14 protein-coding genes and 3 pseudogenes are annotated in these 14905 nt (G+C 71.1%); 2 read left to right on the forward strand and 15 right to left on the reverse strand.

The genetic code is table 11. The annotated features are described in order from the left end of the window. Positions 1–42: 42 nt before the first annotated feature. The 12 genes from I8N67_RS16910 to I8N67_RS16965 all read right to left on the reverse strand — a co-directional run bounded on the left by I8N67_RS16910 (position 43) and on the right by I8N67_RS16965 (position 10871). Positions 43–438 (reverse strand): TOBE domain-containing protein, encoded by a 396-nt coding sequence (locus tag I8N67_RS16910; protein WP_200303936.1) that lies wholly within the window; start codon positions 436–438, stop codon positions 43–45. Positions 439–455: 17 nt separating this feature from the next. Next, a complete protein-coding gene (locus I8N67_RS16915) occupies positions 456–1634 on the reverse strand; it encodes a S8 family peptidase (protein WP_200303937.1) in 1179 nt (392 codons plus the stop codon). After that, positions 1631–2665, reverse strand: a complete 1035-nt coding sequence (locus I8N67_RS16920; protein WP_234045825.1) for a hypothetical protein — start codon at positions 2663–2665, stop codon at positions 1631–1633. Before I8N67_RS16920 ends, I8N67_RS16915 begins: the two co-directional genes overlap by 4 nt. A 226-nt stretch (positions 2666–2891) precedes the next feature. Continuing rightward, a complete protein-coding gene (locus I8N67_RS16925) occupies positions 2892–3779 on the reverse strand; it encodes an ABC transporter permease (protein ID WP_200303938.1) in 888 nt (295 codons plus the stop codon). A 25-nt stretch (positions 3780–3804) separates the two neighbouring features. Further along, the gene (locus I8N67_RS16930) at positions 3805–4731 is read right to left on the reverse strand and encodes an ATP-binding cassette domain-containing protein (protein ID WP_200303939.1); all 927 of its coding nucleotides are present in this window, start codon (positions 4729–4731) and stop codon (positions 3805–3807) included. 17 nt (positions 4732–4748) lie between these two features. Further along, a complete protein-coding gene (locus I8N67_RS16935) occupies positions 4749–5171 on the reverse strand; it encodes a lasso peptide biosynthesis B2 protein (protein ID WP_200303940.1) in 423 nt (140 codons plus the stop codon). Continuing rightward, positions 5168–5482, reverse strand: coding sequence for a lasso peptide biosynthesis PqqD family chaperone (locus I8N67_RS16940; protein ID WP_234045826.1), 315 nt, complete (start codon positions 5480–5482; stop codon positions 5168–5170). Before I8N67_RS16940 ends, I8N67_RS16935 begins: the two co-directional genes overlap by 4 nt. Continuing rightward, positions 5479–7401, reverse strand: coding sequence for an asparagine synthase-related protein (locus I8N67_RS16945; protein ID WP_200303941.1), 1923 nt, complete (start codon positions 7399–7401; stop codon positions 5479–5481). The genes I8N67_RS16940 and I8N67_RS16945 overlap by 4 nt, the downstream gene beginning before the upstream one ends. A gap of 267 nt (positions 7402–7668) precedes the next feature. Then, positions 7669–7803: a lasso RiPP family leader peptide-containing protein gene (locus tag I8N67_RS16950; protein WP_200303942.1), complete on the reverse strand. Its 135-nt coding sequence runs from the start codon at positions 7801–7803 to the stop codon at positions 7669–7671. 556 nt (positions 7804–8359) lie between these two features. After that, positions 8360–9040, reverse strand: a complete 681-nt coding sequence (locus I8N67_RS16955) for a hypothetical protein (RefSeq protein WP_200303943.1) — start codon at positions 9038–9040, stop codon at positions 8360–8362. 256 nt (positions 9041–9296) lie between these two features. Next, positions 9297–10214, reverse strand: a complete 918-nt coding sequence (gene bla / locus I8N67_RS16960; protein ID WP_200303944.1) for a class A beta-lactamase — start codon at positions 10212–10214, stop codon at positions 9297–9299. 75 nt (positions 10215–10289) lie between these two features. After that, a complete protein-coding gene (locus tag I8N67_RS16965) occupies positions 10290–10871 on the reverse strand; it encodes an HD domain-containing protein (RefSeq protein WP_200303988.1) in 582 nt (193 codons plus the stop codon). Positions 10872–10929: 58 nt separating this feature from the next. On the opposite strand from I8N67_RS16965, the pseudogene I8N67_RS44610 reads away from it, so the two are divergent. Further along, positions 10930–11178 (forward strand): annotated as a pseudogene (locus I8N67_RS44610) (ImmA/IrrE family metallo-endopeptidase); the annotation flags it as partial. A gap of 435 nt (positions 11179–11613) precedes the next feature. On the opposite strand, the gene I8N67_RS16975 reads toward I8N67_RS44610, so the two are convergent. From I8N67_RS16975 to I8N67_RS16985, 3 genes and pseudogenes are all read right to left on the reverse strand, one after another. Further along, positions 11614–12864: an IS110 family RNA-guided transposase gene (locus I8N67_RS16975; RefSeq protein ID WP_200303945.1), complete on the reverse strand. Its 1251-nt coding sequence runs from the start codon at positions 12862–12864 to the stop codon at positions 11614–11616. Positions 12865–13274: 410 nt separating this feature from the next. Continuing rightward, a complete protein-coding gene (locus I8N67_RS16980) occupies positions 13275–13814 on the reverse strand; it encodes a GNAT family N-acetyltransferase (RefSeq protein ID WP_200303946.1) in 540 nt (179 codons plus the stop codon). Further along, a pseudogene (locus tag I8N67_RS16985) lies at positions 13811–14714 on the reverse strand (NsdA family TPR-like regulatory protein). Before I8N67_RS16985 ends, I8N67_RS16980 begins: the two are co-directional and overlap by 4 nt. 82 nt (positions 14715–14796) lie before the next feature. Between I8N67_RS16985 and fxlA the strand changes: the two are divergent. Continuing rightward, positions 14797–14895, forward strand: a pseudogene (gene fxlA, locus I8N67_RS16990) (FxLD family lanthipeptide); the annotation flags it as partial. Positions 14896–14905 lie beyond the last annotated feature (10 nt).

Below are 14905 nucleotides of genomic sequence, written 5' to 3' on the forward strand. Positions count from 1 at the left end.
GTGTGTGGGCTGGCATGTGCGTTCGCATGAAGGTGCTGGGCCTCACGTCCGGTCGATGTGCACGTTCGTGGACTTCACCCGGGCGGTGGCCTCCACGCCGACCTCCAGGCCCAGTTCCTCGACGGCCTCCCGGGTGAGCAGCGAGACCAGCCGGTGCGGTCCCGCCTGGATCTCGACCTGGGCGGCGACGTCACCGAGCTTGATGGCGGTGACGATGCCGGGGAAGGCGTTGCGGGCCGAGGTGTACGGCGCCTCGGCCTCCTCGGCGGTGTCCGCGGCCAGCTCCACGGAGAAGGCCGCGAGATCCTTTCCGTCGATGAGCCGGCGCCCGCTCTCGTCGCGGCGGGTCGCCACCCGGCCCGCGTCCGCCCATCGCCGCGCGGTGTCGGGGCTGACCCCGAGCAGCCGCGCGGCCTGACCGATCGTGTAGGACTGCATGGGCGCCAAGATATGTGTCAGCGGGCCATGGTGCCGCCCGCCGCAGGTGCCGCGCGGCGGCGACCCGCCCGGCGGCGACCCGCCAGGCCGATCAGTACGGCCCCCACGGCCATCAGCAGCCCGACCGCCGCCGCGCCGCCGCCGATCCCCACCAGCTCCGTCTCCAGCTCGGGATGCTTGGTCTTCGAGGTGCCGTCCGGGGTGCCGAGGTGTTCCTCGCCCTCGTACGCGACCGGTTCGGTCCGGTCCGCCGGCGGCTTCGCGGCGGCCTCGATCGCGGCCGGCGCGTCGATGATGCCGTAGCCGTCCAGCGGGCTGTGGCCCTGGGCGGCGTGCCCCGCGGTCGTCGTGAGGATCGTCCGCACCTGCGCCGGGGTCAGCTTGTCGTTGTGGGAGAGCATCAGGGCGACTACGCCGGAGGCGAGCGCCGTCGCGGGCGAGGTGCCGTTGATCGTCGCGTAGCCGCCGGTGTTGCTCGCGCTCATGATGTCGACGCCGGGCGCCGCGACCGCGTTGTACGTCCGTACGGTGGAGAAGGCGGCCCGCGTGCCGTTCTGCTGGAGCGCGGCGACCGCTATCACGCCCGGGTAGCCCGCCGGGTACTGGGCGTCGTTGAACAGGTCGCCGTTGTTGCCCGCAGAGGCGAGGACCGGGATCCCCGCCAGGGCCGCGCGGCCCAGGGCGTCGGTCTCGTCCTCGTCGTAGCTGTTGCCGAGCATCTGGTCGCCGATCGACATGGAGATCACGTCGGCGCCGTGCTCGATCGCGTAGTCGATGCCCCGTGCGATGGGGTTGCCGCCCTTGACGGACGTCGGCTCCTCGCTTCCGTCGGTCACCCGGAGCGAGAGGATCTTCGCCTTCGGGGCGACCTTGAGGACGTCCGAGGCCATCGCCGTACCGTGCTGGCCCTCGTTGTCCGCCCGCTCGGAGTCCGAGCCCTCCCCGAAGTAGTCCGGGCCCGTGGTCACCTTGCCCTTGAGCGCCGGGTGGTCGGCCTCCACGCCGGTGTCGAGGACCGCGACGGTGATGCCGTCGCCCTGCGCGAGTCGCTGCGCCGCGTCCAGCTTCAGCGCCTGGTACTCCCAGGACCGCGGGGTCGTCTCGGCCGCGTTCGCCGTGCCCGCGGCCGCGGTGGCGAGCAGCAGCGCCGCCGTGGACGTGATGACACCGGTCCGCCGTATGGTCGTGCCGCTCATGAGGTCTCCAGCAACAGGTCACCGAGGTGGTAGCCGACGTCTTCGCACAGGGCCTTCGCCGAGCCCCGCCACGGGGCGCGGTCGTCGCCCGCGTCCCAGTTGTGGCTGCCGTACTCACCCGGCAGCTGGCCCGCCTCGCGGCCGTCGACCGCGCCGGTGGAGGCCACGATGACGTACGGCAACGACGATTCCGGTACGGCGATCCCCGCCCCGCCGTTGCTCCGCGCGTCGCTCCACTTCGCCGCGATCGTGTCGGGCACGGCGAACGCCTTCACCCCGACCTCGGGGTCGAGCTTGTCCTCGTCCTTCTCGAAGAACGCGGTCATCTCCGTCTTCGCGGACTCCCCGGCGGGCAGCACGATCAGCGCGACCGTGCCGATGGTGTTCCCCGTCGGGTCCACGTACGTGGCGCGCAGCACCGCCTCGCAGTCGAGCTTCGCCACGGCGGCCGAGGTGACCTTGTTCAGCCCCTTCGCGCATTCGGTGTCCTCGGATATGCCGACGCGGTGCCAGGTCGCCCGCGCGGCGTCCGGCTTGGTGTTCGTCACGCTCAGCCGGGGGGCCAGGGCGTCGGGGAAGAGCTTGTCCGCGGGCTCGTTGCGCCACAAGGTCGGGCCGTAGCCGTCACGGTTGGGAATGTCCTGGCTCGCGTTCGAGTACGCGTGACCGACCAGCAGACCGCCGCCCAGCATGCCGAGGATGCCGAAGAAACCGAGGGTGGCGGAGAGACAACTGCGGGCCGCGCCGCCGCCCTTGGCGGCCGGGGGACGGGGTGGGACCGGGGCGGGGGCCGGGGCGGGGGCGGGGTGCGGTGCCTGGCCCGGGTACGGGGTTTGGCCGCCGTACGCGGCGTACGGTGCTTGGCCCGGGTACGGCGCCTGTGCCGGGTACTGCTGCGGTTGGCTCGGGGGTTGGCCCGGGGGTTGGCCCTGCGGCCAGGCGCCCGGCTGGGGCGGCTGTCCGTAGGGATTGGGCGGTTGTCCGTAGCCTCCGGCACTGCCGGGTTGCTGGGGCGGTGTCGGGTAGGACATGGCCCCTCTCCTCGTCGTCGGGTGTCACTGAAAGGGCGCGCGACGCACGGAGGAGTGAGCGAAAACGGCAACGCGGAACGAAAACGACAGAGTTGCACCCGCACATGCCCCCGTACATGCGAACGCCGATCATATAGAGCCACTTTGACGAGTGGTCGACCCGCTACCAAGACGTGATCAGCCGCGGCCCCGGACGCCTTCCGAGGCCTCCCCACGTCGGCCGGCCTCAGTCGATACGGGCGAAGCGGCGCCCCGCGAGGACCAGCAGGAGCAGCGACGGGATCACGACGAGGGCGAGTTCGAGGAGGACGGGCGGGGTCCAGCCCCACCACTGGGGACCGGCGTGGAACCAGGCGGGGGTGGGGACACCCGTGTCCGGCTCGGGCATGGTGCGGCGCAGGGCGTCGACGCCGTAGCTGAGCGGGTTGGCCAGGACGGCGGCGCCGAGCCACGAGGGCAGGCCGCCGACCGGGAAGAGTGCGCCCGACAGGAGCATGGCGGGGGCCATCGCCAGGCCGGACACGATCTGGAACGTCTCCGGGCGCCGGATGCACACGGCCGCCGCGACCCCGAGGGCGGTGAGCGCGAACGCCAGCAGGACGACCTCGGCCAGGACGAGCAGCAGCCTGGGGTGGTACGGCAGCCCCATGGGGCCGGCGAGGGCGAGGACGGGCAGCGCGTACAGGGCGCCGGTCGTGGCGCCGCCGAGGCAGATGCCCGCCAGGACCGCGCCGCGCCGCACCGGTGCCACCAGCATCTGCCGCAGGAACCCGGACTGCCGGTCCCACATGACCACCGTGCCGACGGCGACGGCCGGGCCCTGGACGACCATCAGCAGCATGCCGGGGAACAGGAACGCCTGGTAGTGCCCCAGACCGACGCTCGCGGAGCCGATCCCGTTGCCCAGCACGAACAGGAACAGCAGCGGCGCCGCAAGGCCCATCACCAGCCGGGCCCGGTTGCGCAGGAACCGCACGGTCTCCCGCCGCCACAGGATCCGCACGGTACGGAGGTCGGTGGCGAGGGGCCCGGCGCGGCGGCCGGACCCGCCGCCGACGGTCGTGGAACCGGGCGTGGTCGCGGAACCGGGAGTGGACGTGGTTGCCGATGACAAAGGCGGGCCTCCTCAGCGGGCGGGCCTAACGGATCGTCCGGCCCGTGTGGTGCAGGAACACGTCGTCGAGCGTCGGGGAGTCGACGGTCACGGACCGGACGGGGACGGTGAGTTCGGCGCAGAGCCGGGGGACGAGCGCGGCGCCGTCGGGCGCGCGGAGGCGTACGCCGTCGGGGCCGGTCTCCGTGGACAGGCCGAACGACCGGCGTACGGTCTCGGCGACCCGCTCGTCGTCATCGGTGCGCAGGGTGACGAGGTCGGCGCCGATGACCGACTTCAGCTCCCGGGGCGAACCCTCCGTGACCAGTTCCCCGTGGTCGATGATGGCGATCCGGTCGCAGTGCTCGGCCTCCTCCAGATGGTGTGTGGTCAGGAAGACGGTGAGGCCGTGCTCCCGGCACAGCAGCCGAAGGTGCTCCCACACGGCGGCCCGGGTCTGCGGGTCGAGACCGGCGGTCGGCTCGTCGAGGAAGAGGACCCGGGGGCCGTGCACCAGCGCCCGGGCGATCTCCAGGCGGCGCCGGGTGCCACCGGAGAGGGTGCGGACTACGCCGTCGGACCGGTCGTCGAGACCCATCAGGCCGAGCAGCGCCGTACCGGCCGCGCGGGCCGCCGGACGCGACAGCCCGTACAGCTCGGCCTGCAGCCGCATGCTCTCCAAGGCCGTCAGATCCTGGTCGAGGGTCTGCTCCTGGAAGACGACGCCGATCCGGCGCCGTACCAGCGCGGCCTCCCGGACCACGTGCGCCCCGGCCACCCACGCGTCGCCCAGGGTGGGGCGCAGCAGCGTGCAGAGCATGCCGATGGTGGTGGTCTTGCCCGCCCCGTTGGGGCCGAGGAAGCCGAAGATCCGGCCCGCCGGGACGGTGAGGCCGAGCCCGACCACGGCCTCGCGCGTCCCGTAGAGCTTGCTCAGATCCTCGGTGCGTACGGCGATGTCGTCGCCCGGCACGACGGCCTCCCGCCCCGTTACGAGCGCGCCCGCGGCGCGATGGTGATGAGCGGCGGGATGCCCGGGGTGAGCGGCAGATCGTCCACCGGACGGCCCTCCGCCTCCACCCACGCGTGGGCGACCATCGGGACCGTACGCATGCCCGTGCGCCAGGTGGGCCAGGTGCCGCGGGCACGGCAGAGCAGCGCGGTGGCGATGGAGCGCGGCAGGCAGCCCTGTCCGGCGCAGCGCACGCTCACCGCGACCACCTCGGCGCGCGCCCTGGCGGCCTCGGCGTAGGTGGCGGGCCGGCCGCCGCGCGAACAGGCGGTCAGGAGCTGCCGGATGCGCAGCGGGGAGAGCCGGCCGACGAGGTGTGCGGCGCCCACCGCGAGCAGCGGCAGCGGACGCCGGTGCGGGGGCAGCCGGCGCCGGGTCTGGAAGACGGAGGGGACGCTCACGCGACCACCAGCCCGTTGCCCGCCAACTCGGCGGCCAGCGCCTCGACATCGGCCGCCGCCCGCTCCTCGGAGACCTCGTACCGCTCCACGAGGACCCGGGCGGCGTCGGCCGGCGAGGAGCCGTCGAGCAGGGCCCGCAGGATCAGGGCGCCGCTCGCGTTCAGCTTGAAGTACCGGCCCTTGCGTTCGTCGAGCAGGACCATGCCGTCCTGGACGTCGGAGACGGAGACGTGCCGCCGCAGTGTCATGCTCCGTGCACCCGTGCCCATGCCCATGCCCATGTGCTTGTTTCTCCTTCCGGTTGTGGTCATGCCGCCGCCTCGCTTCCGTTGACGGCCGTGGACGCGGTCGGTCCGGCGTGAGCGCGCAGCCAGGTCTCCACGGCCAGGGTCGCCTCCAGGGTCACGGGGGAGAGCCGGGGCGGGAACATGCTCAGGCAGGCCCGGCGCAGGGCGTCGGCGTCGACGAGGCCGAGGGTGGCGAGGAGCGGCCGGTCGAGCAGTTCCGCGAGGTCCGCCCGGCGGGTGCGCAGCCCGTGCTGCATCTCGGCGCTGTACTCGCCCTTGGTCCTGCGGGCGAGCAGCTCGGCGGGCACCACCTGCCGCATCCCCATCGCCCGCACCAGCAGCGGCTTGTACACGAAGGGGGTGGTGCGCTCGTCCAGCCGTACGGACAGGGCCGCCTCGACCACACTGTCGTCGTAGAAGGGGTAGTGCGTCGGCAGACCGGCCTCGCTGGTGACGCGGGTGAGCTGGCGGGCGAGCCGGGCGCCGTTGCGTACGGACCACAGGGCCTCGTGCTGTCCACGGGTCGGCGCGAGGGGCTCGGCTTCGAGGGCGCTCTGCCAGAGCAGTTCGCGTACGGCCGCCGCCGCGTCCGGGCCGGCCCAGGGCGGCAGTTGGGGCCGCAGCGGCTGCCAGCCCAGGGCGGGTGTGCCGTCCAGGGCCAGTACGGGTGACAGGTCCCGGGCGGAGTCCGCGAGCCAGCGCCCGTACGAGCGGCGGTCGGCCAGCGCGCGCAGCGTCGGGAGCAGCCGCCAGCGCTGGGTGGAGACGGTGGCGCGCAGATGCGTGAGGGCGGTGCGCGGGCGGGCGCGGAGTGTGGTGTGCAGATACGGCGTGCGCGCGGACAGGATCTGGTCCGCGCCCTCGCCGGACAGGTGCAGCCGTGAGCCCAGGGCGGCCATGCGGCGCGCGGTCTCGGCGAAGGGGGCGCGGACCCGGCCGCCGGTGAACGGCTCGTCGACGCCCTCGCCGGCATGGAGCACGCCGGTGTAGTGGGGTGGGAGGTCGGCCGTCGGCAGCACGTGGTGCTCGGTGTTCGGGTCGGGGAGGTGGGCTGCGGCGCGGTGGGCCCAGGCGAGGTCGTCGTTGGCGGGGTCCGCGCCGGTGAGGGTGAGGGCGAGCAGCCGGGCGGGGCCGCGCGCGGCGAGGAAGCACAGGGAGGTGGAGTCCAGCCCGCCGGACAGGTCCGAGCTGATCACCCCGCCGCTGCCTCCGGCCCTGCCTCCGCCGCTGCCTCCGCTTCCGCCCCCGGCCGTGCGCAGCGCCACCGCGTCGGTGAGCGCCCCGGCCAGCAGCTCGGCGCCCTCGCCGAGGGAGAGTTCCGGCTCGGGGGGCTGCCACCAGCGCCGGGTACGGGTGTTGCCTGCGGCGTCCGTCAGCAGGGCCGTACCGGCCGGGACCGCGGAGACGCCCCGCCACAGGGGGCGTTCGGCGAGGGGGTGCGGGATGAGGGGGTCCATGAGCCGGAGCGCCACCAGGCGTTCGTCGATCCCGGCGTCGACGGCCGTGGCCAGCACGTCCGCGCGGTCGCAGGCGACCACGACACCGGCCAACCGGGCGGAGAACAGCCGCCGCAGCCCCGAGGCCGTGCCCTGGGAGCGCAGCCGCCCCGACTGCGACGCCAGCAGATGGCAACTGCCGGTCGGCCCGGCGTTCGGCCCCGCGCCGATCCGGTCGAGCGAGCCGAGCGCGTCGTCGTGCCGGACGAGTGCGGTGAGGCGGGGTCCGGTCAGCGGGGAGAGCCCCACCACCGCCACCCGGCCGCCGCCGACCGTCGCGACCGTCACCTCGTCCTCGGCCCACTGCCCGACGAGCCACGGCCGCCCGGACGCGTGCTCCACGAGCCGCGTCGCCGTCGTACCCAGCACGGCGGCCGCCGCCCGCGCCGCGTCACAGTCGGGCAGCACCGCGAACCAGCCGCTGCCCGGCGTCGTACATTCCGGCATCACGCTCATTGCCCCCTGGGTTTTGCTTTGGTGTGCAGAAACATCCCGGCGATTGCTGAACCACTGAACCACTGAACCACTGAACCACTGAACCACTGAACCACTGGATTGCCGAATTGCCGAATTGCCGAATTTGCGAAGTTTCGAATTGTCGGACTGGCGAATTGCGGCCGCGGCCGGGAATCGCTGCATCCGGCCCGAAAGGGCGGCGGGCATCGATCCCGGCCGTGACCCGTCACATGTGACGTGAGGCGGTGACGATCGGGATCAACAGATGTTGTGCTGTGCGGGCATCTCGAAGAAGTTGAACCCGCAACCGGTGGTCAGTTCCGAGAATTCGGCGACCTCGGCCACGGCCGGCGGCTCGTACACCGGCTTCTCGTCCATCTGGGGCTGCTCCATCGCATGGCTCCTTCCGTGCGCGGCGGAAATTCCGGATACATGCTGCGATGTGGGAGGTACGCCCCACAAGGGGCGATTTTCGCCGCTACGGGAGAGCGGAGGGCGAGTGAATATTCGAGTTTAGGGGCCCGTCCTTGCCTGAATGCCTCAGGTGGAGCCGGATTCCGCTCGCGCGGGCGATGATGCGCCCTCGGGGCCCGCGCTGTCCAGCTTCCTCCGGGCAAACCCGCCACCCCGGTGATTCGGCCTCCCCGACGCGATCTTCGACCCCGGGAAAGGAATTCATCGCGCCATGGTCGTTTTCCGTTCTCCGCTAATCCGACAATGGCTGAAAGCGCCGGGCGACGGGCCGGGCGACGGGCCGTGCGACGGGCCTGGCGATATGGCGGACGCGCGGACATGAGGGCGAGGCCCAGGACGCGGGAGGTGGTCCTGGGCCTCGCGTGCGCGCCCGGTGGCTATGGGCGCGCGGGAGTGGATCGGCGGCGTACCGGTTGTGGGCCGGCGGTGGATCAGAGGCAGATCAGAGGCAGATCAGAGGCAGATCATCGAGGGATCAGCCGACGTTGCTGAGGGCGGCCCGGTGGCTGCTCTTGGCGCCGATGACGCTCTGCCCCTTGTAGGCGGCCTTGCCGAAGGACTTCACCTGCGGAATGGCGGCCCAGGAGGTCGTGGCGCCGAAGCCCTTCACATTGACCCGGCCGTGCTTGATCTCGACGGCCGCGTTGACGTTGGTGACCTTGGCGGTGGCCTTGGCCCGCTTCGGGCCCTTGCCGGCGGTCGGGTAGCTGATGGTGAGGGTCTCGCTGGTGACCGGGATGCGGAAGATCTCCTGGGTCACCGTGAAGCTGACGGTGGTCGTGCGGTTCTTGTCCTTGGAGACGGTGGAGGACGCCTTGGTGACGAAGCGCACTTCCTTGTTGTACGGGTCGGTGATGGCGACCGGCTTCCCCACCGGCCCCGCGACCTTGCCGAGCAGCGCCCGGTAGATCCTGCGGTCCTGGAGGTCCTTCACGAAGACGGCCTGCTGACCCTTGCTGAGCCCCTGGAACTTCTTCAGGGTCACCTTCGCCGCGGGCGACTCCTGGGCCTTGAGGTACTTGGTGTAACCGGCGACGGTCAGCTTGACCGCCGGCGCCGCCTGCTCCACGGCCTGGGCCGTGGGCGCGAGTACGGCGAGACCGGCGACCGTCGCGACGGCCGCGGTCGTCAGTCGACCGGTGGTGGAAGTGAACATGTGAGGCTCCCCGTGGACGTGGTGCGTTCAGCTGCACCAACGACCCTACGAACCCGGCCACTTCGCGGAAATTGTCTCTCCAGCCAGCACCCGAAAGGGCGCTGCCCGAAAGGGCGCTGCCCGAAAGGGCGCTGCCCGAAGGGGCAGTGGCCGTTCGGGCAGTGGCCGTTCGGGCGGTACCGGGTGACCCTGGCCCGACGGCTGCTCGGGACCGGCCCTGAGTCACCCGTGGCCCCACGACCGCACACGGTCTCCGTCAGGTGAGTGCCGCCGCCACCAGCCCGGCGGCCCTGGCCACCAGCGGGTTGTCCGTGGGTCCGGCGGGGTCGTGCTTGGTGGACAACACGGCCAGTACGAGGGGGGGACGCCCGGGCGGCCAGACGACGCCCACGTCGTTGGCGACGCCGTACGCCGCGCCGCCCCCGGTCTTGTCCGCGAGGGTCCAGCCGGGTGGCAGACCGGCGCGGAAACGCTGGACGTTGGTCGTGTTGGCGATCAGCCACGCGGTCAGCCGTTCCCGGTCCGCGTCCGCCAGCGCCCGCCCGAGAACGAGCCGTGCGTACGTCTTCGCGACCGCCCGTGGGCTGGTGGTGTCCGTCTTGCGCCACGGCTCCGCCGAGTTCAACTCGGGCTCCCAGCGGTCGAGCCGGGTCGTCCGGTCCCCGAGCGAGCGGGAGAACCGGGTGACCGAGGTCGGCCCGCCCAACTCGCGCAGCAGCAGGTTCGCCGCCCCGTTGTCACTGTGGGAGACGGTCGCGGCGCACAACTCCTCGACGGTCATACCGCCCGCGACGTTCTCGTCCCGGCCCGTGACCGGGGCGTACCCCGACGCCGTGACGTACTCCCTGGTGTAGTGGATCCGCTTCGCGAGGTACTCACCGTCGCGGTCGAGGTCCCGTAAGACCGACCCCACGGCGAGCGTCTTGAACACCGAACACATCGGGAACAGCTCGTCGGCCCGATGCACCACACTCCGCCCCGTGGCCGTGTCGTAAGCGAAGACCCCCAGCCGCGCGGCGTACTCCTCCTCCAACTCCCGCAACCGCCCCGAAACCCCTCCGGCGCCACCGCCACCCGACGCACGCGCCACCCCGCCCGGCCCACCGACCGCGAACACCGCCCCGGCACCGAGGGCGAGCGCGGCGCGGCGAGGGGGCCGAGACGAGTTGTCCATCCCACTCACGCGATTCATCCCATCCATGTCATTCACTCCGCTGGTCGTGATCTCTCTTATACGAGCGGCCCCGCGTCAGTTCCGGGTCTCTCCCAGCGCTGAGCGCAGCCAGTCCAGAGACCCGGTCGCCAGGACCGCGTCGGCGAGTTCGTTGGCCGACTTGGTGGTGTGCCGACGGCGGCTGTTGCCGATCCAGCGCTGTGCGTTCTCGTAGCCCTGGGCCTTGTACTCGATGCCCTGGATCATGCATTCGAGTTTGTCGGCGTCCCGGGCGCAGATCGCCTCGGCGGATTCCTTCGCCTCGTATTCGGCGACGAGTTCCCGCACGGCTGAGGCCAGGATCTCGGGCATACCGGCGACCTGGTCGGCGGTGACCGCCTGAGGGTCCGCCTCGGTGGCGTACTTCTTCCCGAGGTGGTTCACGTCACCGGTCCTCGTCTCCTGGGAGTCGTGCCACACCGCGAGGTACGCGGCCCGCGCGGGGTCGGCGCCTTCGAGATTCGCGGTGATCGTCGCGAGGAGAGCGGTGCGCCAGGAGTGCTCCGCCACCGACTCGGGGTCGCGTACGCCGGCCATCCACCAGCCGGTGCGCTTGGTCTGCTTCAGCGTCCCCGCCTCGTACAGGAAGCGCGCGAGGGGGGTGCCCAGCGGCCCGATCCCCCATGTGACTCGACTGCTCGAAGCCCATGGCGCCGTCGTCCTAGAACTACCGGCTATGTCCAAACGAGTGGACGCCTTCTCGCACTGGTACGGGAGCAGGCCGTTGGTCTTCCGGAACCCTGCCAAGAACGACAAGGCTCGGTCGCGATTCGATGCGGCTCACGAGGCTGGGCACTTGGTCATGCACCTTGACGCTGAGCCCGGCAGCCGCATTATCGAGAACCAGGCGCACGACTTCGCCGCCGAGTTTTTGATGCCCAGAGCCGAGATCCTTGCGGAGCTGCCGCAGAGGCTTGACTGGGAGGCGCTCTACGGGCTGAAGCGACGTTGGGGGACTTCCCTCAAGGCTCTCATCTACCGTGCCCATGCTCTCGGTGCCTTCCGGGACACGACGTACAAGCGCGCCATGATGATGCTCTCTCAGCACGGCGATCCGGAGCCTTGCGACCTCGGACCTCGTGAAGCGCCCCTGCTGCTGGAAAAGGCGGTCCGCCTCTGTGAGGAGACGGGCGTTTCATTCGATGATCTTGTCTCCCGCTCGGGCCTGCCGTTCGAGCTCGCGAACGAGGTCTACGCGACCGCGACCATGACGAGACCACGCCTCGCCCTAGATGCATCCGAGGAGGGTGAGGCGTCGCCGGACGCCTCTGAAGTGCTGACGCTGAGATGTGAATCCGGCGTCCCACGGGCATCTTTGAGTGCGGCCTCGCTGCGAGGCCGCACTCCTGTCGAGCGCGGTTCAGGCGGGTCCGGTTCCTGCAGGTTCTATGGTGACGTCGAAACCGAGTGCTTCGAGCTGGGCGGTCAGCCGCCTGGCGCGTTGCTCGGGGCTGAATCGCCTCGCTGCCCAGTCGGGGCCCAACTCCCGGTAGGGCACCTGGTCGTGGACGATGTGCCAGTAGGCAACGACGATGTCGTGACGGGTCGCACCGAGAGCCTTGAAGCCGCCCGCCCGGCCTTTGATCTGCATGTGATGCGCGTGCAGATAGGTGCCCTTGGCCTTTACCGCGCCCCAGGCCGCTTCGGTCAGCGCGGCCTTCAGCCACTTCGGACCGGGCCGGCTGCGTCCGCCCCTGCGCTTGCCGCCCGAAGCATGATTACCCGGACACACCCCCGCCCAGGAGGCGAGATGAGCCGAGGACGGGAACGCCGACATGTCCAGACCGATCTCGGCGATCAGCACCTGGGCGACCTTCGCCCCGACCCCGGGGATGGTCTGGATCAGCTCCAGGACCTCCTGGTGCGGGGCAAGCCGGATCGCGATCTCCGCATCGTAGGCGTCGAGCCGCTGCTCCAGCCCGTCGATATGCGCCAGCAGACCACGCACGATGACGCCGTGGTGCTCAATACGGAAGCGGTGCTCGAGAGCCTCCTCCAGGGCCTCCCGCTTCGAGCGGAGGCGTCCCTTGGCCAGCGCGGCCAGCTCCACCGGCGAGGTCACCCCGTCCAGCAGCGCCTCCAGCACGGCCCGCGCCGTCTTCGACCACACCTGCGAGGCCACCGAGGTCAGCTTGATACCGGCGTCCTGCAGCACCTTCTCCAGCCGCTGGACCACCCGCACCCGCTCCTGGGACACCGCCGTACGCGCCCGCGTCAGATCCCGCAGCTCACGAAACTCCTGCACCGGCACGAACGACGGCCGCACCAGACCGCACTCCAGGATCCGGGCGATCCACACCGAATCAGCGACATCGGTCTTGCGGCCGGGCACGTTCCTCAGATGCGCCGCGTTCACCAGCCAACAGGTGAACCGCCCCTCCAACGAGGCGAAGACGGGCTTCCAGTACACCCCCGTCGCTTCCATGCCGACCAGCTCCACGCTTTCGCAGGCCAGCCAGTCACCCAGGTCGGCCAGCGCGCGCACGGTGGTCTTGAAGGTCCGGGTCTCCGTCGCCCGTGAACCTCTGCGCTGCCCCGGTGCGCGGACCGTCGCCACCGCCGTGTCCCGGTGCACGTCCAGTCCGGCACACCGCTCGAAGATCACCTGCATGCCCGGCCTCCTCCGTGACAGCACCCATCAACGTGCCGTCCGGAAGGGGCCTACTGATCCAAAGAGTCTGAGATTCGCGCTCGCAGCAGCAGTCAACAATCCCTCAAGCCCCAGCGTCATACTTTTCCCCGGACTCGTGGATACCAAGCGTCACCGACGTCTGCCCGGACCGCACCCCACCAGCATGCGAACGGCGCCACAGAGCACTCAACCCGCGTGAGGAAGCGAACTAGCCACCGACCGGGAGCTGTCGCGCGCCCCGGATTCTCATCCCGCCACGGTGCCGGCGCACAGCGCCGTCATGGGTACTTTTCCCAGGTTGATGTCCGCTGCTGTCTGGCGCTCGTCTACGCGTCATGGGATCAGCCGAAGGTGAACCGCCCCACGTCGAATGGAGCCATGGGCGCGGGTCAGTGGCTGGCGCGGATCATTACGGTGAGGACCGGCGAGGCCGGTGAGGGCTGGCTCTGCCCAATGCCCTCGTACCCCCACGACTCGTAGAGCGCGTGAACCTTCCCTTCCCCAGCGGCCGGGTTGACCATAAGCGTGACGTACGGTTCCTCACAGGTGGCGAGGAGGGCGTCGTGGATGCGGCGGGCGGTGCCGGTCTTCCGCCAAGTCGGCCGGACGCCGATCTCCTTCAAGGCCACGGCCGGATGCTCGGTGTACTTGTCCGCCGGCGTCGGGCTGGTGCGCTGCCAATACCGATCGCCGTGTTCGATGGTGTTGCCGTAGGCGTAGCCGACCGGATGGCCGTTCGCGTATGCGAGGACGGCCGTGAATCCGGGCTCGGTGCTATGCCGGTCGATGCGTTCGCCGAACGCGGTGACCGCATAGTTCGGCAGGTGGAGCAGTGGGGCGCGCACGTCGGCGTACACGTCGAGGAGGTCGCCGCGGGCGGTGTCGAGGGTGGTGAACGTGCGCAGTTCGATGGCAGGTGCCGTGGTCATGCGGCCATCCTCCAGGCGGCGGTGTGCTCGGTCCAGGTCTGCACGCTGGAACCGCCCGGCGCGATGGCGCGCAGCGCAGCCCCGAACTCCTGCAGCATGCGCGTCACCCGGGCGTGCTGGGTAGCGGCCTCGGCGGGGACCTTCATCGCGGTGGCCGTGGCGGCGTCGGGTGCGCCCTGGGCGAGTTGGGCGTGGGCGAGCCGGGTCGTAGTGATGGCCCGGGACCGGATCATGTGGGGCCGGAGGGCGGACAGGCAGCGGTGGGCGTGGTACTCGGCGGTGGAGTAGTCGCCGAGCGCCAAGTGCGCTGACAGGGCCAGGGAGTCCAGCTCGGCCTGGTCGTAGAAGGCGAGCATCCACACCGGTCGGTAGTCGGCGGGGTCGGCGCGCAGCATGGCGTCCTGGGCCTGCTCGAAGGCACGACGGGTGCCGGCGCGGTCCTGTGCCGACCCGTGAATGGCCCCCTGGCGAGCCAGGCCGAGAGACGCGAACAGGGGGTCTCGGCGTGTGAGGTGCAGGTTGCGGGCGACGTCGTTGGCGGCGAACGCGTCGGCAGGTCGGCCCATGTGGCGGTACATGGTGCCCGCGTGGCTCCAGATGCGGAACTTGATCTCCTGGTCGCCGGACATCTCAGCGAGGGCCTGCGCCTCACGCATGTGCGCCTTCGCAACATCGTAACGGCGGCCGTCGATGGCCGCCCACATCGCCGAGGAGCGGAACGCGGCTGCGGAGGCGTAGAGGTTGCTGCGTACACGCTGGCTGGCTGCCGGCGTTCTGGAGGTTCAGGGCCTCGTCGGCCAGCGCGGCGGCCCGCTGCTCGATGCCGAGTTGGCCGCCGTGGCGGTGGTCGCTGGCGATGATCTCGGCGAAGCGCTTCTGTAGACGGTCGACGTCGCTCATGCCGATGCGGCGCGATGCGGTGCCGGGCGAGGCTGCTGCGGCGGCAGCCGCTGCGATGCCGCCGACGAGGGAACGGCGCTTCATGTCTCTCGTTGAGATCGCCGACCCGGCGGGTCTGGTCAATCTGACCGACGACGGCTGCGGCTCCACCTGCGGAGCCTGCACCACCAACGTCGCCTGACCGGACATCA

This window comes from Streptomyces adelaidensis (assembly GCF_016598475.1).
In the GTDB taxonomy this organism is placed as follows: Bacteria; Actinomycetota; Actinomycetes; order Streptomycetales; family Streptomycetaceae; genus Streptomyces; species Streptomyces adelaidensis.